This window comes from Microbacterium sp. R86528 (assembly GCF_044596335.1).
GTDB classification, from domain to species: Bacteria; Actinomycetota; Actinomycetes; order Actinomycetales; family Microbacteriaceae; genus Microbacterium; species Microbacterium marmarense.
The window spans coordinates 1,478,604-1,498,739 of record NZ_CP138996.1 but is presented as its reverse complement, the minus strand read 5'-3'; the positions used below and the strand labels follow the sequence as shown (position 1 = coordinate 1,498,739).

The window sequence follows — 20,136 nt, the reverse complement described above, 5'->3', positions numbered from 1 at the left end:
TTCCAAAAGTAAGGAACACCCCGTGGCACAAGAAGTGCTCACCGACCTCACCAAGGTCCGCAACATCGGCATCATGGCGCACATCGATGCCGGCAAGACGACGACAACCGAGCGCATCCTGTTCTACACGGGTGTCAACCACAAGATCGGTGAAACGCACGATGGTGCGGCGACCACCGACTGGATGGAGCAGGAGCAGGAGCGTGGCATCACGATCACCTCCGCTGCTGTGACGTGCTTCTGGGACAAGAACCAGGTCAACATCATCGACACCCCCGGTCACGTTGACTTCACGGTCGAGGTGGAGCGTTCGCTCCGCGTGCTCGACGGTGCTGTTGCCGTCTTCGACGGCAAGGAGGGCGTCGAGCCCCAGTCCGAGACCGTGTGGCGTCAGGCTGACAAGTACGACGTTCCTCGCATCTGCTTCGTCAACAAGATGGACAAGCTCGGCGCGGACTTCTACTTCACCGTCGACACCATCATCAACAAGCTCAAGGCCAAGCCGCTCGTTCTGCAGCTGCCCATCGGCTCTGAGAGCGACTTCATCGGGGTCGTCGACCTCATTGAAATGCGCGCACTCGTGTGGCCCGGTGACTCAAAGGGTGACGTCACCATGGGCGCCAAGTACGAAGTTCAGGAGATTCCTGCTGACCTCGCCGACAAGGCTGCCGAATACCGCGAAATGCTGCTCGAGACGGTCGCCGAGTCCGACGAGGCGCTTCTTGAGAAGCACTTCAGCGGCGAAGGCCTGACAGTTGCCGAGATCAAGGGCGCCATCCGCAAGATGACGATCAACTCGGAGCTGTACCCCGTGCTTTGTGGCTCGGCGTTCAAGAACCGCGGCGTTCAGCCCATGCTTGACGCTGTTGTCGACTTCCTTCCCTCGCCCCTGGACGTGGCCGCTATCGAAGCGCACGACCCCAAGGACGAAGAGATCGTCATTCCCCGTCACGCTGACCGCGAAGAGCCGTTCGCGGCGCTCGCGTTCAAGATCGTGACGCACCCGTTCTTCGGTCGTTTGACCTACATCCGCGTCTACTCGGGTCACCTCGACTCGGGTGCCCAGGTGATCAACTCCACCAAGGGCAAGAAGGAGCGCATCGGAAAGATCTTCCAGATGCACGCCAACAAAGAGATGCCGGTTGATGCGGTTACCGCAGGTCACATCTACGCGGTTATCGGCCTCAAGGACACCACCACGGGTGACACTCTCTGCGACTCGCAGCACCAGGTTGTGCTTGAGTCGATGACGTTCCCCGAGCCGGTTATCGAGGTTGCCATCGAGCCCAAGACCAAGGCTGACCAGGAGAAGCTGGGTCTTGCGATCCAGAAGCTCGCCGAAGAAGACCCGACGTTCCGCGTCGAGCAGAACGGCGAGACCGGTCAGACCGTCATCAAGGGAATGGGTGAGCTTCACCTCGACATCCTCGTTGACCGCATGAAGCGCGAGTTCCGCGTCGAGGCCAACGTGGGCAAGCCCCAGGTCGCGTACCGCGAGACCATCAAGCGTGCCGTTGAGCGTCACGACTACACGCACAAGAAGCAGACCGGTGGTTCGGGTCAGTTCGCCAAGATCCAGTTTGCGATCGAGCCGCTCGAAGTCACCCCCGACAAGATCTACGAATTTGTCAACAAGGTGACCGGTGGTCGTATCCCGCGCGAGTACATCGCTCCGGTCGACCAGGGCTTCCAGGACGCCATGAACGTCGGCGTGCTCGCCGGCTACCCGATGGTGGGCGTGAAGGCCACCCTGATGGATGGTGCTTCGCACGATGTTGACTCGTCTGAAATGGCGTTCAAGATCGCTGGCTCGATCGGTTTCAAGGAAGCGATCCGCAAGGCGCAGCCCATCATCCTCGAGCCGATCATGGCCGTCGAGGTGCGTACTCCTGAGGAGTACATGGGCGACGTCATCGGCGACCTGAACTCGCGTCGTGGACAGATCCAGTCGATGGAAGACGCTGCCGGCGTCAAGGTGGTTCGCGCGAGCGTTCCGCTTTCCGAGATGTTCGGATACATTGGCGACTTGCGCTCGAAGACTTCGGGCCGTGCCGTCTACTCGATGGAATTCGACAGCTACGCCGAGGTTCCCAAGGCCGTCGCTGAAGAGATCGTCCAGAAAAAGGGCGAGTAATACTTCGGATGCCACACCCCGAGCAGCAGCGGAGGGTGTGGCATCCGGTCACAACTGCATATTGTGTGTGGAAGCTTGGTCGAAGGTGGCGTGAGCAGACACACAGTTTCATCTAACGCGTCTCTACTAAGGTGGAGACAATCCCTCGTAGAGAGCCGGTCGCAAACCAGCGCCCGGAACTTCTACACGACAGTCCTGAGGAGGACCCAGTGGCTAAGGCCAAGTTCGAGCGGACCAAGCCGCACGTAAACATCGGAACGATCGGTCACGTTGACCACGGTAAGACCACGCTTACCGCTGCCATCTCGAAGGTGCTCGCCGACAAGTACCCGTCGGCCACCAACGTGCAGCGCGACTTCTCGTCGATTGACTCGGCTCCTGAAGAGCGTCAGCGCGGCATCACGATCAACATCTCGCACGTCGAGTACGAGACCCCCAAGCGTCACTACGCACACGTTGACGCCCCGGGTCACGCCGACTACATCAAGAACATGATCACCGGTGCTGCCCAGATGGACGGCGCAATCCTCGTGGTTGCAGCGACCGACGGCCCGATGGCACAGACTCGCGAGCACGTTCTGCTCGCTAAGCAGGTTGGCGTTCCCTACCTGCTCGTCGCACTCAACAAGAGCGACATGGTCGACGACGAAGAGATCCTTGAGCTCGTTGAGCTCGAGGTTCGCGAACTTCTTTCGTCGCAGGACTTCGACGGTGACAACGCACCTGTCGTCCAGGTCTCGGGCCTCAAGGCTCTCGAGGGTGACGAGAAGTGGGTTGAGAAGATCGTCGAGCTCATGGACGCCGTTGACGAGTCGATCCCCGACCCGGTACGCGACAAGGACAAGCCGTTCCTGATGCCCGTTGAGGACGTCTTCACGATCACCGGTCGTGGAACCGTTGTCACGGGTCGCGCCGAGCGTGGCACCCTTGCTATCAACTCCGAGGTTGAGATCGTCGGCATCCGCCCGACGCAGAAGACCATCGTGACCGGTATCGAGATGTTCCACAAGCAGCTCGACGAGGCATGGGCCGGCGAGAACTGTGGTCTGCTTCTTCGCGGCACCAAGCGTGACGACGTTGAGCGTGGCCAGGTTGTTGTCAAGCCCGGCTCGGTTACCCCTCACACCAACTTCGAGGGCACCGCGTACATCCTTTCCAAGGAAGAGGGCGGCCGTCACAACCCGTTCTTCACGAACTACCGCCCGCAGTTCTACTTCCGCACCACCGACGTCACCGGCGTCATCACGTTGCCCGAGGGCACCGAGATGGTCATGCCCGGCGACACCACCGACATGTCGGTTGAGCTGATTCAGCCCATCGCCATGGAAGAGGGCCTCGGCTACGCGATTCGTGAGGGTGGCCGCACCGTCGGCGCCGGCACGGTCACGAAGGTGCTCAAGTAGCATCTGCCGCTTCAAGAGAGGCCCCCGGGGATTCCCGGGGGCCTTTTTGTGTGCGCAAGAATCGCCCAGGATTGGCCGGAGGTGCTGTTGCTGGTCTGCGAACGCCGCCACAATGGCTGTGACGGGCCGCACCGCGCGCCGGGAGGGAAGACAACTATGGGTTTCGGAGATCTCGTAAATCAGGGCAAAGGCCTCTACGAGCAGAACAAAGAGCACGTCGATGGGTTTGTGAAGTCTGAACAAGCAGAAGACATCAGCGACAGCCTGTTGGACGGAGCATCGAGTGCAGCCAAGAAGGTGGCGCCCGAGTCTCACCATGGCACCGTCGACGATGTGCGCGGCAAGATCGACAAGTCGGTAGGCGACGAGTAGTCAGTCTCACTAGCCCCGGGTGCTGCTGCCCGGGGCTTTGTCGTGCGATCGAGCAGCACACGAATCATCTCGATAACAACTAGCTCAGTTTTTGCTCAGTTCCACCATCACGTTGTCGGTTTCGATTGCCGCGCCGCTCCGCGCCGGGTTACGTTCGAGGTGGGACGAGACGTCCGCGACGATCAGCTTGGGGAAGCGTGATGACTGCGGAAGCTCGAACTGGGGAGTCCCAAAACTGGGGGACACCTGTCGTTGATGACAGAGGTGAAAAGCGGTGTTTGGCGTGCGCAATTTTGGGGAAAGCGGCCAGTCGGTAACGCGACGTAGTTTGCGAGCGAAGCGGGAGAATCAGCGAAAGCTGGTGACGCGTCACCGCTGGTATGCAGGCGGCATCGCAACGATTCTGTCGGCGGCACTGGTCTTTACGGGCATGACACCCGCGCTGGCTGAAGACGCGACACCGACAATGGCCCCGACACCCACAGCGACCAGCGAGGCGACTCCTGCGGCGACTCCCACCGCCACGCCCACGCCCACCCCCGCGACGAAGGCAACGGAAGAGGCGCTCGTTCCCGGCAATGCCGACGAGACCGAGATCCAACCGCTTGCGCTGATCGCCGAAGACTGCACCTCGAACTGCGCCGAGCTCACGCTCAGGGTCGTCGTTTCAGGCGGCAGCGCCACAGCCGCAGACTGGTCGCTGCTGGCCGTGCGCGACAACAACGCTGGCGATGAATACGCGTTCACGTCGGGCCAGAAGCGCGACGTGCCACGCAACTCCACGTACGCGCTCTCGGCCACGCCCGCTGGCGGTGTCACGGACGGCTATGAAACAGCGTTCAGTTGCACGACCAGCAACAACAACATCGACACCACCGGACTGCCCAACCCCTCGGTGGAGTTTCCCCAAAGCGACAACAGGTCTGCCACATGCACATTCACGCAGACAAAAGCAGAGCCTGGCGTGATCACAGTGCAAAAGGGCGGGTTTCGTACCGGCGACCAGGCGGTAGCGGGTCTCGGGGGAGCCACGTTCGAGATATACAGCGGTGGCACGAACAGCGCCCCTGACACAGCGCCTGCCAATCTGGTCGGCAGCTGCGAGACGGCTCCCGCAACCGGACGCTGCTCGGTAGACGTTCCTTCGGGGCAGCGCTACTGGATCGTTGAGAAGACCGCTCCAACAGGTTGGGCGCCCATCTCTGAGCTGAGCGCTGGGGATCCGGCATCCAACATCGCCTACAGCTTCCGTACCGCAGAGATCGGTTCGGGCTCCAACACCACCTACCCGCAGGTCGGCACGGGCGACGGTGCGAAAACGTCCTCGGGCTACTGGGCAGACATCTTCGACAACCCGGAAGCGCTGCAGGCTTGTGGCATCCGTGTCGGACTGCTGATCGATCTTTCGAATTCGATCAGTTCTGACGAGCTTCTGGAGCTGAAGACTGCCGCGAACGGCTTTGTGGATGCGCTCGAAGGCACGCCCTCGACACTCGCGCTGTGGACGTTCGCGACGAGCGCGCCGGCGCTCGGAGCAGACAACGGAGCACTTGGGTTGACGTCGGTCGCGACGGGTGCTGGCGCGACCACCGTGCGAAACAAGATCGACGGACTCACCCGTCCCGGTGGCGAGAACGGTGGCACGAACTGGGATCAGGGACTTTGGCAGGTCGCTGAAGACGCTGCGAATCAGGTTGACGTGCTGCTGATGCTTACCGATGGCACTCCGACCTTCTATGGTCCTAGCGCTGACGGCCCTGGCGACTACTCACGATTCCGCGAGGTTGAGAGTGCTGTCTTCTCGTCGAACGCGGTGAAGGATCTAGGCACACGGGTGATTCCGGTCGGCATCGGTGTCGACGCGGTAGCCAACATTCAGGCGATCTCAGGTCCGACTGCCGATAGCGACTACTTCCTTGTCGACAACTATGAAGCACTCGCCCTCTTCTTGGAAAACCTCGCGAAGGGGCAATGCGAGAGCACGATCAACGTGACAAAGCTGACGATTCCCGTGGGCGGAGACACTTCTGACGCCGTCGCAACGCCAGGGTGGGCTTTCGATGCGGAAAGCGCCAACACGGTGACCCCGGGCAGCGGCGTGACGAACGATTCTGGAGCAATCAGTTTCAAGGTTGACGCTCTGGCGGCTGGCCAGTCCGCCGAGGTCACGATCACAGAAGAAGACCGCACCGGGTACTCGCTGGTGCAGCAGAACGGCAAGAACGCTGTCTGTGAGAATGACCGCGGAAATGCGGTGAGCGTCACCAACGACGGCGCCTTCGGCTTCAAGGCCGACGCGACGGGCGGACAGATCGTTACGTGCACGGTGTACAACCAGGCGCCAAACCCGCAGGTCAAGTTGCAAGTCGTCAAGAAATGGGTGATCAACGGCGAGAACTACGACAATGATGACTCCAGCCGTCCCTTTGGCTCAGCGACACTGAAGCTCGATGGCAGCAATGCCGTCTTCGGAAACCAATACACCTACAACACGGGCGACACTGTCGCGATCACCGAGACGGTGACGGGCCTTCCGGCGTTCTGCACCAACGTGGCTACTGGCACTGGGCCACACACCATGACCGTAGACCCGAACCCGAATGTCGTGACAATCACGAACACAGTGACGTGCACCACGCAACTGCAGCTGTCGAAGAAGGTGCTGGGCGACGCGAGCCCTAGCTCGTGGACGCTCACGGGTACCGGTCCCGAGAGCGCATTGAGCGGGCCGACCGGCTCGGCGCCCACATCGCTCACAGATGTCACTCCCGGCGCTCGTTACGTGCTCGCAGAAAACGGCGGTAGCCCGTTGTACACGCAGGAGGTTGTCGACGGGGCCAATCCCGTCGATGGCTCGACAGGGTCATGGCACTGCTACATCCTCAACGAAGACGGCACTCGCGGCAGCGAAGGTGCGGGCGGACTCAACGGCTGGGTCGAGGTGCAGTTGGGCCAACACGTCGACTGTGAAGCAATCAATGAAACAGCCACGCTCGTATTGCGCAAGCACGTCGTCAACGACAACGGTGGCGACCTTTCTGCAAACGCTTGGCAGCTGACTGCAGACCCCGGCGACACCGTGACGGGACTGACGCCCACGACAGTCGATGGCAATGAGAACATGGTTCCCGCGAACACCATCGCGGTGCGACCGAACCATGACTACACGATTTCGGAATCGACATCGGAGGGCTACGAGCAGGTCAAACTCCAGCAGTTGATCGGCGGCGTATGGACCGATGTCGATGGCTGGACCGTGAGTGTTCCCGAGCGGTCAACGGTGAACTATCGAATCGTCAACGACGATATCGCGCCCACACTCACGCTCGTCAAACGGGTCGACAACAAGAACGGACTGGGTACCCAGCTGGCGACCGATTGGACGCTGACAGCTGCCGAGAACGGCGAGACCGCGGTCATCGACGCAACGGGAACTACTTCCGACGGCGGCGTCACCGCAACGACTGCTACGGTCGCCGTCGAAGCCGGCGTGGCCTATGAGCTGTCAGAAGCGGGCCCCGACGGTTACGACGCCAGCGAGTGGGTGTGCGACGGCGGAACATTTGCCGATGGCGCAGCGACGCTCGGGCTGGGCGAGGACGCCGTGTGCACGATCACCAACACCGCGAAGGAAGCGACGGGATACCACGAGAAAGAGGTCGTGAGTACGACTCAGGCGGCAGACGGCACATGGACGGTCGTCTACGACGTCACCGTGTACAACACATCTGAGGCGTCCACCCTCATCTACGATCTGGATGACACCCTTCGTTTCGGGTCGGGGATCGTGGTGACGAGCGCAAGCTGGGTCGGCCCCGCCGGTGGGGGTGCTGTGGACTTTGAGTCAGAGTGGGAGACGTCACTTGCCGCAAACGCGTCACTTCCGCAGAACGATGAAGGCAACGCGCAAGCGGTCTACACCGTAACGGCAACGGCGACGATCGCCGAGTTCCCTGCGGGCAACGACTCCTGGCAGTCATGTTCAGACCCAGTAGGCGACACTGATGGCGGCTTCCTTAATGAAGCTTCGCTGACGATCGGCGACTCTGAAAACGACGAATACGCCTGCTCGGAGCCTTCGTTCCCCACCATCGTGAAGACGGGGCAACAATCCGTCCAGGATGGAACTACGGGCGAGTGGACTGTGTCATGGGAGATTCTGGTTGCCAACCCGGGCGAAGTGCCGGTTGAAGCGTCTGTAACTGACGTGCTTCCTGAGGCTCCCGATGACTGGACGCTGACGGGGGGCGAGTGGACGGTGCTCAACGGCGCTGATACTCCGGCAGTGAACTTGTCGCTAGCTCCCAGCGCTTCGCCTCAGCTGATCTGGGAGTCGACGGACGGGGACTCCTTGATTCCCGCGGGCGAGACCTACACCTTCGTGGTGTCGGGAAAGCTGACGGCATCAGCACAGGCGACATCAATCGGCTCGTGTGACCCCCAAACCGGCACTGGCGGGCTGATCAATACGGTCACCGTCAGTTCCGGTGAGGCGACTGCGAGTGACACCGGGTGCGTCGAGACCGAAACCGTTCCCGCCACTGCGTCGAAGTCAGTACACAGCACTGAGCAGCTCGCCGACGGCACCTGGTCGATCACCTATCTCGTCACAGTTGAGAACGAGACCGATCTGGTCGCGACCTACGATCTGGCCGACGCGCCGTTGCTCGACGGCACGCTCATCGTGCCTGGCGCTGCCCGATGGGCGACCAGTGATAACGCTGGGGTGCCGACGAGCGCATGGACGAGCTTCGATGCGGCTAGCGGCACGGATCTCGCCACAGACAAAGTGCTGGTCGCGGGAGGCGTCGACTACTACGTCGTGGAGCTGAACGCGGAAGTCACCGAAGCCGCCTGGGAAGACGGCGCCATCACGATGTGCGCTGCCGAAGGCTCGCTCGAAGAAGGCGGATTCCTGAACTCGGTGACGCTGACCTCCAACGGAGAGAGCGACACAGCCGACGCGTGCTCGACCCCGGCGCTTCCGACAGTGGAGAAGACGGGCGTGAGCGCGATGCAGAACCCCGAGAACCCAGATGCATGGATCGTCACCTATGAAGTGACGGTGACCCCCAGCGGGTACGACACGTTCTACACGCTGAACGACGAGCCCGGATTTGCCAATGGTCTGAGCCTCGGCACGGGGACAGCCCAACGCGCAGGTGACGACACTGTGTACCCGATCACCGCGGGAGCTTCGTTCCCACCCGAGCCGGTGGCTCTTGGTGCAGCTGCTGAGCACAAGTGGACAGTGACGTGGAACGCCACAGTCACCGCGGACGTGCCCGCTTCAGACCGCGTGTGCAACAGCGATATCGGCGCGGGCAAGGGTCTGTACAACCACGTTGACCTTCTCGTCGGCGACAGCGTCGTTGACGAGAGCGATGCATGCATTCCGGTCACAGAGCGCGTGTATCCCTCGATCGACAAGACGGTGACGTCGAGTCAGCAGGATGCCGAGACCGGCAAATGGACCATCACATACAGCGTCGTCGCGACGCTGCCCGCCGACGGCGAATTGAACCCAGAGGGTCTTTCTGCCAGGTACGGCTTGAGCGACGAGCTCATGTTCGGCGGAGATATCTCGGTTGACAGTGCAACCTGGCGATTCGAAGATGGCGACGAGAATCCGTTTGCCGCAGACGGCACCGCGGTGCTCGCGGTTGCGAAGACCATACCGGCCGGCGCAACGCACACCTACACGGTGACCGTGGTGGCGGATGTTGCCGCTGAAGCTATCGAAGCTGGCACGACAGTGTGCTATCCGGATAGCTCAGATCCCGCAGGCGGCTTCTTGAACACGGCGACTCTGTCGACGATTGGTCAGACGACCATGGTCGACGCGTGCGCCGAGCCGGTCTTCCCTGAGATCTACAAGATCGGAAGCACCAGCACCCAGAACGAGAACGGTTCTTGGAACATCTCGTATGACGTGACGGTGAGCTATCCGCAAACGGATGCAGATCCGCTGCCCTCGCCGGTAGGTTTCACTCTCACCGACGAGCCCGTGCTTCCGGCCGGTGTCACGCTTGCTGACGGCGCGTCGTGGACAGCAACGGCGACCGACGGTGGTCCGCTCGACAACGCCACCTGGAACGGAGAGGGCACCTGGACGCTCGTAGAAGCGGGCGAACTGATTGTCGATGGCGATCAATTCCCCTCGTACACCTACGAGGTGAGCGCCGTCGTCGACGTGGTTACGTCTGACGAGCAGGTGCTTGAAGCCTGCGGCGATGTCTATGAGCACGGCATCGTGATCTGGAACGACGCGACCGTGACATCGGGTGCCTATAAAGACACCGACGACGGCTGCACGGTCGTTCACGTTGACGACGTGGGCATCGTGAAGACATCTGAGCTGCCTGAAGGCGAAACCTCGGTCGCACCCGGTGATGTGTTCGACTACGTGCTCACAGTCACGAACTACGGCACGCGAACCGCCTACGGTCTGCAGGTCACCGATGACGACCTCAATGACCGTCTCGAGATCGTCGGCTTGGACGTGGAGGGTGCCGGCTGGAGCCCGAGCCCCGGCTATGAAGGCAACGTCGTTGACCTCACGCTCGACGCCTTGGGAGTCGGCGAGTCAGCCACGATCACTCTGACGGTCGAGTTCCTTCCTTACGAAGTTGCGTCGCCGTTGCCGTACGTCATTCATGGCGAAGCGACGCCCACGGTGCCGACACCGCTCGAGTCGCTCGACAACACGGCGTGTGTGCAGCTGACCGGTCAGGTTGAAGACGAGCAGTTCAACGGCCCCGACAACAACGAGTCGAACAACTGTGACGATGAGAACATCCCGACACGAGACGTCGTGGCGTCTGTTTACACGAGCTGCTTGAACGACGCTGCGTTGCTGGGGTGGACCGTATCGAAGTCGGAGCTGCTCGTTTCAGAGCCGATCGACTTCGTGTGGATGCCGACCAATGGCGATGTGACTCCGGAAACATCGCCCTCGCAGGTCGCGATGACTCAGCCGGGCGGCACGGCAACCTGGTCAGACGAGATTCCGTGGCCGGGTGCGGAGTTCAATCCCGCGGGCATTTCAATCGACTACCCGGGATGGCGCGCCATCGAGCGATCTGATCTCGCCGGCGACGGGCAGTACTACCTGCCCGGAACGACGACGATCATGACGCCCGAAGAACAGGCCCAGAACGTGTTCAACGGATTGATTCTCGACCCGAGCGAGCTTGACTTCGCCTGGCGAGGACTGACCACGGGCACGTTCAGCGTGAACCCCGAAGTGACGTTCACCACCGAGTACCCGACGGCAACGCCCGAGTGCGCAGTGGCTCGTCACACCGAGGTGGAGGTGGACAAGACCGCCAGTGTTGACAAGAGTGAGCCCGGCGAGTCGTTCACGTACGACATCGCGGTAGCGAACGTCAGTACCGACTCGGCAGCGGAGGGCGTTGTGGTGACCGACTCGATCCCCGCAGACCTGAAGATCACTGATGTGAGCTGGCCAGGCGAAGACGACGACACGACCTTCCCATACTGGGAGACGTGTGAAGTCTCGGGTGCTGACAGCGCTGGCTACGGCGGTTCGCTCGAATGTGTGCTCACGGGGCCACTGCAGCCACTGGGCAGCGACAACGGCGGGCCGACGACCGCGCCGACGATCACGCTGACCGCTCTGGTCAACGCGTCGTCGACCGCGAGCGTCATCACCAACGTCGCCGTTGTGGACTACTACACCTTCGGCGACCCTGAGGACTCAGGACGTGACAGCGACGATGCGATCGTGCTGCTGTCGGCGCTGCCGGTGACAGGTGGTGGCCCGTTGGCCGCGATCGTGATGTTGGGCTTGTTGGCTGTGTTCGGCGGGGGTGTGACGGTTCTGGTGATTCGCCGTCGCCGCAACGCAAAGCTGCTGCTCTAATCGCGTGGAAGGAGCGTCGTCCCCGCGGTCGCTCCTTCCGCCCCGCGCCATGTGCGCAAAAACTCCCCTCGTGGCCGGCCGCGAGGGGAGTTTCTTCCGTGTCGATCGCGCGTCTGATCGCGCGCAAAACGCGCATCCTCAGAGCCATCAGCGGCATAGCCTCAGCTTCGGCCAAGCATTGACTTGATCAGCACTTTTGTGTGGTGAGCGCAGGAGGTTCTCTGGCTATCGTTGGCCGCGAACACTTGTTCACACGGCGACCCGAATCGTCGTGGAATCAGATGGGATGCCGCTGTGGCATGGGGATGCTGCAGCGAAAAAGCGACCCGTCGAGCCTGGTGCTTCGTGCACCGTCTGGGGAGGTCATCGTGCGATATTTGCGCACCGCGCTCGCAACCACACTTGCGTGCGCACTCGTTCTCGGTTCAAGCGCGGGTATCGCGACCGCCGCGTCTGCAGACCAGGGCGCGCAGCAAAGACAGACGACCTTCGTGTCGTCGGGCGCCGGCGCCGCGAATCCGATCCAGCACCTGTCCTGCGATGAGATCACCGTCGACTATCGTCGCAGCCTGGTGAACGGCGATCACATCAACCTGGAGTACCGCGCGAGCGGCGAAGCATCCACCACCCAAGTGAATGCCTACGTCGACCGGAACATCGCCGGGGGGTACAACACCCTCGGCCTGCGTTTCTCGAATGGCACCACGCGCCCGCTCACCGAAGTCGAAGTTGTCTCGGGCGTGATCACCTTCGACTACCCGGCATACATCGGCACGGTCACGGGCTTCACCGTGACCTTCGTGCAGACGAACTCGACCGACACCTGGCCGCTGCTCGAGTGCGAGCCCCCGACACCGACCCCGACCCCGACACCGACCCCAACCCCAACCCCGACCCCGACACCGACCCAAACCCCGACCCCGACCCCGACCCCGACCCCAACACCAACCCCGACTCCGACTCCGACTCCAACACCGACCCCCACCCCAAAACCGACGCCGACCCCGACCCCGACGCCGACCCCGACCCCGACACCGACGCCGACACCGACACCGACACCGACACCGACGCCGACTTTCGTCGATCTGGGCATCGAGAAGACCCACTCCGACCTCGGTGAACAAGACTCCGTCGAGTACGGCACCGAATTCAGCTACTTCCTCACCGTGACCAATTACGGCACGGCTGCAGTTGCCGACGGCGTCGTCACCGACGAGGTTCCCGAAGCTCTGATCGTGCAGTCGGTCATCGTGCCTGAGGGCTGGTCGTCTGAGGTTGACGGCAACCTGGTGACCGTTTCAGACGTCGCCCTCGCAACGCTGGCCAGTGGCACAGTCGAGGTGAAGGTGAAGGTCAGCGCCTCTCCCGACTACACCGCGGCGCAGGTCGATACCGGCGACGCTGATCCCGCACCTGCGCTCGCCCTATCGGGCACGCTGACGAATGAGGCCTGTGTTGATGCGCCGTTCGACGCGAACCCCGACAACGACTGCGACTCCGTCGACATCACTCGCGACGAACTTGTCGCCAACGTCTACGCGCGGTGCATCAATGACGCCCCATACCTCTACTACTCAGTCGAGACGAGCGATTCGCTCGTCGGGCAGCCGATTACGATGACCTGGTCACCTGATGCGCAGCCCGCGGTGCCCGCGTCTGAGACCAAGACGCTCGTATCGGGAGATTCTGGGCGCATCGCATGGCCGGGCGCCGCCTTCGCGAGCAACGGTGACAGCATCCAATGGCCTGGCTATCGTCCGCTCGCCGAGCAGGACTACAACAGCGATGGATCGCTCGCGGTGGATGCGTCTCTGGTCTACAACGGCCTCGTGCTCGATACCGAATACGAAACCTATCCGTGGCGGGGGTCGTCCACAGTCACGTTCACGGTGAACCCCACCCTCGTCGTCACTACGAGCTATCCGGCCGCGACGCCGAACTGCGCGGTTGAGCGAAGCGCCGACCTGCGGATCACCAAAACCGCGAGCGTCAATACCGTCGTCGCCGGCGACACCTTCGACTACTCGCTCGCAGTGCAGAACGTCAGTGTGAACTCGACAGCACAGCCGGTGGTGATCACCGACGTCATTCCCGCGAGCATCCGCGTAGATCAGGTCACCACAGATGCCACGGCCTTTCCCCGGTGGGAAGACTGCGCGGTGACCGGTGCTGACGCCGACGGATTCGGCGGAGTGCTCGAGTGCAGTCTGCTCGGCGCACTCGCGATCGGATCCGCAGCCCCTGACATCACTCTTGGTGTCACCGTTGCCAGTGATGTGACCGACAGCACCATCAGCAATACCGCAGAGGTCTGCTGGGGCGGTGCCGACGATGCAGGAGAGATCGCAGCCTGCAACGACGACAGCGCAACGGTTGCCGTCGCGCAGCCGCTCGCGGTCACAGGCGGCCAAACGCCGGCGATGATCGGCTTCGGTGCGATCGCTGCGCTGCTCGTGGGACTATCACTGCTGGCCTTGTCGAAGCCCCGTCGCCGCGTACCCGCGAGCGGCTAACTGGGAGTGGGCTGAGCAAGCAAGAATCCGACACGCCCGAGTTTGCGACACGCCCGGGCTGCACGTAGACTAGTGAGGTTCCACATTCCGGCGGGCCCTTTTGGGTGTGCGCTCGGATCACTACCAGGGCAGTGCATAGGCGGCGCCGACTTTTAGAAGGCGCAGGGTCCTAGGCCGCGGGTAGTTAGAACATCCAAACCAAAACCCACCCAGAAATGGGCAGCGCGTTCGCGTGCGCAGACTTTGGTTCCGGATGCTGAAGCATCCGGATTGACATGAGAACAGTGGTGCAGCAAAACCAGTGAGAACTGGTGGAAGTGCCCATGGCGCAACAGCGTCACCGGGCGTCCAATGCCCCCGGCACCCCGGGTAGGTAAGACGCGTTAGAGAGAGAGACAGACAATGGCGGGACAGAAAATCCGCATTCGCCTGAAGTCGTACGACCACGCCGGTCTTGATTCATCGGCGCGCAAGATCGTCGACACCGTGACCCGTGCGGGCGCGACGGTAGTAGGCCCCGTGCCGCTGCCGACCGAGAAGAACGTCGTGTGCGTTATCCGGTCGCCCCACAAGTACAAGGACAGCCGCGAGCACTTCGAGATGCGCACCCACAAGCGCCTGATCGACATCATCGACCCGACGCCCAAGGCTGTCGACTCGCTTATGCGTCTCGACCTGCCGGCAGACGTCAACATCGAGATCAAGCTCTGAGGTTCGACATGGCTGACATCAACAACAAGATTTCCAAGGGTCTGCTGGGCACCAAGCTCGGTATGACTCAGGTTTGGGACGAGAGCGGCAAGCTCATCCCCGTGACTGTGATCGAAGTGGCCCCCAACGTGGTCACCCAGGTTCGCACGCCCGAGAAGGACGGCTACCAGGCTGTTCAGATCGCGTACGGCCAGATCGATCCCCGCAAGGTCAACAAGCCCCTGACGGCTCACTTTGAGGCTGCAGGCGTGACCCCCCGTCGCCACGTCACCGAAATCCGCACCGCGGACGCCGGCGACTACTCCCTCGGCCAGGAGCTCACCGTTGACGGTGTGTTCGAGGCCGGCCAGCTGGTCGACGTTGTCGGCACCAGCAAGGGCAAGGGCACCGCGGGTGTTATGAAGCGTCACAACTTCAAGGGCATGGGCGCCTCGCACGGTGCTCACCGCAACCACCGCAAGCCTGGCTCGATCGGCGCATCGTCGACCCCGAGCCGCGTTTTCAAGGGCATGCGCATGGCCGGCCGTATGGGTGGCGAGCGCGTGACCGTTATGAACCTCAAGGTGCACGGCATCGACGTCGAGAAGGGTCTGCTGCTCGTCAAGGGCGCCGTCCCCGGCGCTCGTGGCCGCATCGTTTACGTCCGCAACGCAGTGAAGGGGGCTTGAGCACATGACTGACTCGACTCTCGCGCTCGACGTGCTGAAGGCAGATGGCAAGAAGGTTGGCTCGGTTGAGCTTCCCGCCGAAGTCTTCGACGTCAAGACGAACATTCCGCTGATCCACCAGGTCGTTGTCGCGCAGCTCGCGGCAGCTCGCCAGGGAACCCACTCGACCAAGCGTCGCGGTGAGGTCTCGGGTGCAGGTCGCAAGCCCTTCAAGCAGAAGGGCACCGGTAACGCCCGTCAGGGCTCGATCCGTGCGCCTCACATGACCGGTGGTGGCATCGTCCACGGCCCGAAGCCGCGCAACTACTCGCAGCGCACCCCCAAGAAGATGATCGCTGCTGCCCTTCTGGGTGCCATCAGCGACCGTGCTCGTGGTGGACGCCTGCACATCGTTGACTCCTTCGAGATCGACGGTGCGCCGTCGACCAAGGCCGCCGCAACCGTGCTTACCGGCTTCGGTGCTGTCAAGAACGTGCTCGTGGTCATCGACCGCGCAGACGAGCTGACCGTGAAGAGCGTGCGCAACCTTGCGTACGTGCACGTGCTGACGTCTGACCAGCTCAACGCATACGACGTGCTCGTCTCAGACGACATCGTCTTCACCAAGGCCGCTTACGACGCATTCGTTGCTTCGAAGGCTGGCGCTTCCGAGGAGGTCTCGGCATGACCGCCGTGAACAAGGACCCACGCGACATCATCCTGAAGCCGGTCGTTTCAGAGAAGAGCTACGGTCTCATCGACGAAGGCAAGTACACGTTCCTCGTGGACCCGCGTGCCTCCAAGACTGAGATCAAGCTTGCTATCGAGAAGATCTTCGACGTCAAGGTTGCAGCGGTCAACACGCTCAACCGCGTCGGCAAGGCCCGTCGCACCCGCTTCGGCACGGGAAAGCGCAAGGACACCAAGCGCGCCATCGTGACCCTGAAGTCGGGCACCATTGACATCTTCACGGCTGTCGGCTGACGGTCGGAATAGAGGACTAGAGATATGGCTATTCGCAAGTACAAGCCCACGACCCCGGGTCGCCGCGGCTCGTCGGTGGCCGACTTCGCCGAGATCACACGATCGACGCCTGAGAAGTCGCTCCTCCGCCCGCTGTCAAAGACCGGTGGTCGCAACAACCAGGGTCGCATCACGACCCGTCACATCGGTGGTGGCCACAAGCGCCAGTACCGCGTGATCGACTTCCGTCGCAACGACAAAGACGGCGTCAACGCCAAGGTCGCTCACATCGAGTACGACCCCAACCGCACCGCGCGCATTGCGCTCCTGCACTACTTCGACGGCGAGAAGCGATACATCATCGCGCCGAACAAGCTGGCTCAGGGCGACATCGTAGAGTCGGGCGCTGGCGCTGACATCAAGCCCGGCAACAACCTGCCGCTGCGCAACATCCCTACCGGTACCGTGATCCACGCGATCGAACTCCGCCCCGGCGGCGGTGCCAAGATGGCTCGTTCGGCTGGTACCTCGGTTCGCCTCGTAGCGAAAGAGGGCCCCTACGCTCAGCTGCGTCTCCCCTCGGGCGAGATCCGCAACGTTGATGCACGCTGCCGCGCGACGATCGGCGAGGTCGGCAACGCCGAGCAGTCGAACATCAACTGGGGCAAGGCCGGTCGCAACCGCTGGAAGGGCATCCGTCCGACCGTTCGTGGTGTTGCAATGAACCCCGTCGACCACCCGCACGGTGGTGGTGAGGGTAAGACCTCCGGTGGTCGTCACCCTGTTACGCCGTGGGGCCAGGCCGAAGGCCGCACCCGCCACGCGAACAAGGAAAGCGACAAGTACATCGTTCGCCGTCGCAACGCCGGCAAGAAGCGCAAGTAGGAGTAGAGGAAGATGCCACGCAAGCTTAAGAAGGGCCCCTTCGTCGACGAGCACCTGCTTCGCAAGGTTGTCTCGCAGAACGAATCCGGCTCGAAGAACGTCATCAAGACCTGGTCACGCCGCTCGATGATCGTCCCCGCAATGCTGGGTCACACGATCGCCGTGCACGACGGCCGCAAGCACATCCCCGTGTTTGTGTCCGAGACCATGGTCGGCCACAAATTGGGCGAATTCGCGCCCACCCGCACCTTCCGCGGCCACGTGAAGGACGACAAGAAGGGCCGTCGCCGCTAACGCGGGGACGATAGAGGAGAGAGAAATGGTGGAGTCCATCGCACGCGTGCGACACATCCGCGTGACCCCTCAGAAGGCTCGTCGTGTCGTTGCGCTCGTAAAGGGCAAGCAGGCTCAGGAGGCTTTGGCCATCCTGAAGTTCGCTCCCCAGTCCGCGAGTGAGCCGATTTACAAGCTGGTCGAAGCTGCTATCGCGAACGCTCGCGTCAAGGCAGACAAGGACGGCGAGTACCTCGCTGAGGCAGACCTCTACATTGCTAACGCATACGTAGACGAGGGCACGACGCTCAAGCGTTTCCGCCCCCGTGCACAGGGTCGCGCCTTCCAGATCAAGAAGCGCACCAGCCACATCACTGTTGTGCTGTCGACCCCCGAGGTTGCTGAGGCAGCCCCCGTCCAGACCAAGAAGGCGAGCAAGTAATGGGCCAGAAGGTAAACCCGTACGGCTTCCGCCTGGGAATCACCACCGACCACGTGTCGCGTTGGTTCTCGGACTCGACGAAGCCGGGTCAGCGTTACGCAGACTACGTAGCTGAGGACATCAAGATCCGCAAGCTGCTGCAGACCCAGCTCGACCGAGCCGGCGTCAGCAACATCGAAATCGAGCGCACCCGTGACCGCGTTCGCGTCGACATTCACACCGCCCGCCCGGGCATCGTGATCGGTCGCCGTGGCGCCGAGGCTGAGCGCATCCGCGCTGACCTCGAGAAGCTCTCGGGCAAGCAGATCCAGCTGAACATCCTCGAGGTCAAGAACCCCGAGGCTGACGCACAGCTCGTTGCACAGGGAATCGCCGAGCAGCTTTCTGCTCGTGTCGCCTTCCGTCGCGCAATGCGCAAGGGCCTGCAGGGCGCTCAGCGCGCTGGCGCCAAGGGTATTCGTATTCAGGTCTCCGGCCGCCTCGGCGGCGCCGAGATGAGCCGTTCGGAGTTCTACCGCGAAGGTCGTGTGCCCCTGCACACGCTCCGCGCGAACATCGACTACGGCTTCTACGAGGCAAAGACCACCTTCGGCCGCATCGGCGTGAAGGTTTGGATCTACAAGGGCGACCTCACCAACAAGGAACTCGCTCGCGAGCAGGCAAACGCTCCGAAGGCACCCCGTGGTCGCGATGACCGCGGTGGCGACCGTCGTCGCGCCCCTCGCACCGAGGCCCCCGTCGCAGAAGGAGCGTCAGCCTGATGCTTATTCCCCGTAAGGTCAAGTACCGCAAGCAGCACCACCCCGGCCGTTCCGGCCAGGCAAGTGGTGGCACCAAGGTCAGCTTTGGTGAGTACGGTATCCAGGCCCTCACCCCGGCATACGTGACCAACCGTCAGATCGAGTCCGCTCGTATCGCGATGACGCGTCACATCAAGCGTGGTGGAAAGGTGTGGATCAACATCTACCCCGACCGTCCGCTTACCAAGAAGCCTGCTGAAACCCGCATGGGTTCCGGTAAGGGTTCGCCGGAATGGTGGGTCGCAAACGTCAAGCCGGGTCGCGTTCTCTTCGAGGTCGCTGGCGTCGATGAGACACTCGCTCGCGAGGCTCTGACCCGTGCAATTCACAAGCTGCCCCTTAAGGCACGCATCATCAAGCGCGAGGAGGGCGACGCGTAATGGCGATCGGCACCAAGACGCTCGCACCGAGCGAGCTCGATACGTTCGAAGACCAGCGCCTCGTTGAGGAGCTGCGCAAGGCCAAGGAAGAGCTGTTCAACCTGCGCTTCCAATCGGCCACCGGCCAGCTCGAGAGCCACGGTCGCATTCGTGCGGTCAAGCGCGACATCGCGCGGCTCTACACCGTGATCCACGAGCGCGAGCTCGGCATTCGTGCCACGCCCGCTCCTGTTGAGGTTGCGACGAAGGCGAAGAAGACGAAGGCCAAGAAGGCGGATGCCGCTGACAAGGCCGTGAAGGAAGAGGCCGAGTAATGGCTGAGACCACTGAGAAGAAGGCCCCTGCCAAGAAGGCGGCGGCTAAGAAGCCTGCCGCTGCCAAGGCAGCCGAGGTCGAGACCCCCACGGTCGCTGCTGCAGGTCACGAGAGCAGCGAGCACGATGTGCGCGACGCTGAGGCTCGCGGCTACCGCAAGTCGCGTCGTGGCCTCGTCACCAGCGACAAGATGGACAAGACCATCGTTGTTGAGGTTGAAGACCGCGTGAAGCACCCGCTTTACGGCAAGGTCATCCGCCGCACCTCGAAGGTCAAGGTTCACGATGAGGCCAACTCGGCTGGCATCGGCGACCTCGTCCTGATCAACGAGACCCGTCCGCTCAGCGCTACGAAGCGCTGGCGCCTGGTCGAGATCCTCGAGAAGGCCAAGTAAGCCCTCGGCTTACTTGGAA

16 protein-coding genes are annotated in these 20,136 nt (G+C 62.2%); all 16 read left to right on the top strand.

Annotated elements, in window-relative coordinates; genetic code table 11:
• Positions 1-22 precede the first annotated feature (22 nt).
• The 16 genes from fusA (at position 23) to rpsQ (ending at position 20,117) form a co-directional block, all read left to right on the top strand.
• Positions 23-2,134 (top strand): elongation factor G, encoded by a 2,112-nt coding sequence (fusA, locus tag SJY18_RS07060; RefSeq protein WP_337339002.1) that lies wholly within the window; start codon positions 23-25, stop codon positions 2,132-2,134.
• Between the two features lie 209 nt (positions 2,135-2,343).
• On the top strand, positions 2,344-3,537 hold the full coding sequence (gene tuf, locus SJY18_RS07055) for an elongation factor Tu (protein WP_337339003.1): 1,194 nt from the start codon (positions 2,344-2,346) through the stop codon (positions 3,535-3,537).
• Between the two features lie 156 nt (positions 3,538-3,693).
• The gene (locus SJY18_RS07050) at positions 3,694-3,909 is read left to right on the top strand and encodes a hypothetical protein (RefSeq protein ID WP_337339004.1); all 216 of its coding nucleotides are present in this window, start codon (positions 3,694-3,696) and stop codon (positions 3,907-3,909) included.
• Positions 3,910-4,270: 361 nt separating this feature from the next.
• Complete coding sequence (locus SJY18_RS07045; protein WP_396668857.1) at positions 4,271-11,794, top strand: VWA domain-containing protein; 7,524 nt, start codon at positions 4,271-4,273, stop codon at positions 11,792-11,794.
• A 305-nt stretch (positions 11,795-12,099) separates the two neighbouring features.
• Positions 12,100-14,307, top strand: coding sequence for a hypothetical protein (locus tag SJY18_RS07040; RefSeq protein WP_396668856.1), 2,208 nt, complete (start codon positions 12,100-12,102; stop codon positions 14,305-14,307).
• Between the two features lie 402 nt (positions 14,308-14,709).
• Complete coding sequence (rpsJ, locus tag SJY18_RS07035) at positions 14,710-15,018, top strand: 30S ribosomal protein S10 (RefSeq protein ID WP_013584016.1); 309 nt, start codon at positions 14,710-14,712, stop codon at positions 15,016-15,018.
• Positions 15,019-15,026: 8 nt separating this feature from the next.
• Positions 15,027-15,686, top strand: a complete 660-nt coding sequence (rplC, locus tag SJY18_RS07030) for a 50S ribosomal protein L3 (RefSeq protein WP_337339007.1) — start codon at positions 15,027-15,029, stop codon at positions 15,684-15,686.
• A gap of 4 nt (positions 15,687-15,690) precedes the next feature.
• Positions 15,691-16,353, top strand: a complete 663-nt coding sequence (gene rplD / locus SJY18_RS07025) for a 50S ribosomal protein L4 (protein WP_337339008.1) — start codon at positions 15,691-15,693, stop codon at positions 16,351-16,353.
• Positions 16,350-16,649 (top strand): 50S ribosomal protein L23, encoded by a 300-nt coding sequence (rplW, locus tag SJY18_RS07020; RefSeq protein ID WP_337339009.1) that lies wholly within the window; start codon positions 16,350-16,352, stop codon positions 16,647-16,649. The genes rplD and rplW overlap by 4 nt, the downstream gene beginning before the upstream one ends.
• Positions 16,650-16,673: 24 nt before the next feature.
• A complete protein-coding gene (rplB, locus tag SJY18_RS07015; protein ID WP_337339010.1) occupies positions 16,674-17,513 on the top strand; it encodes a 50S ribosomal protein L2 in 840 nt (279 codons plus the stop codon).
• 12 nt (positions 17,514-17,525) lie between these two features.
• On the top strand, positions 17,526-17,807 hold the full coding sequence (gene rpsS / locus SJY18_RS07010; RefSeq protein ID WP_396668855.1) for a 30S ribosomal protein S19: 282 nt from the start codon (positions 17,526-17,528) through the stop codon (positions 17,805-17,807).
• Between the two features lie 25 nt (positions 17,808-17,832).
• On the top strand, positions 17,833-18,228 hold the full coding sequence (gene rplV, locus SJY18_RS07005; RefSeq protein WP_337339012.1) for a 50S ribosomal protein L22: 396 nt from the start codon (positions 17,833-17,835) through the stop codon (positions 18,226-18,228).
• Positions 18,228-18,989 carry a 30S ribosomal protein S3 gene (gene rpsC, locus SJY18_RS07000; RefSeq protein WP_337339013.1) on the top strand — a complete coding sequence of 254 codons (762 nt, stop codon included), beginning with the start codon at positions 18,228-18,230 and terminating at the stop codon, positions 18,987-18,989. The genes rplV and rpsC overlap by 1 nt, the downstream gene beginning before the upstream one ends.
• Positions 18,989-19,408: a 50S ribosomal protein L16 gene (gene rplP / locus SJY18_RS06995; protein ID WP_363585067.1), complete on the top strand. Its 420-nt coding sequence runs from the start codon at positions 18,989-18,991 to the stop codon at positions 19,406-19,408. Before rpsC ends, rplP begins: the two co-directional genes overlap by 1 nt.
• The gene (rpmC, locus tag SJY18_RS06990; protein ID WP_337339014.1) at positions 19,408-19,722 is read left to right on the top strand and encodes a 50S ribosomal protein L29; all 315 of its coding nucleotides are present in this window, start codon (positions 19,408-19,410) and stop codon (positions 19,720-19,722) included. The genes rplP and rpmC overlap by 1 nt, the downstream gene beginning before the upstream one ends.
• A complete protein-coding gene (rpsQ, locus tag SJY18_RS06985; protein ID WP_396668854.1) occupies positions 19,722-20,117 on the top strand; it encodes a 30S ribosomal protein S17 in 396 nt (131 codons plus the stop codon). Before rpmC ends, rpsQ begins: the two co-directional genes overlap by 1 nt.
• The last annotated feature ends 19 nt before the right edge of the window (positions 20,118-20,136 follow it).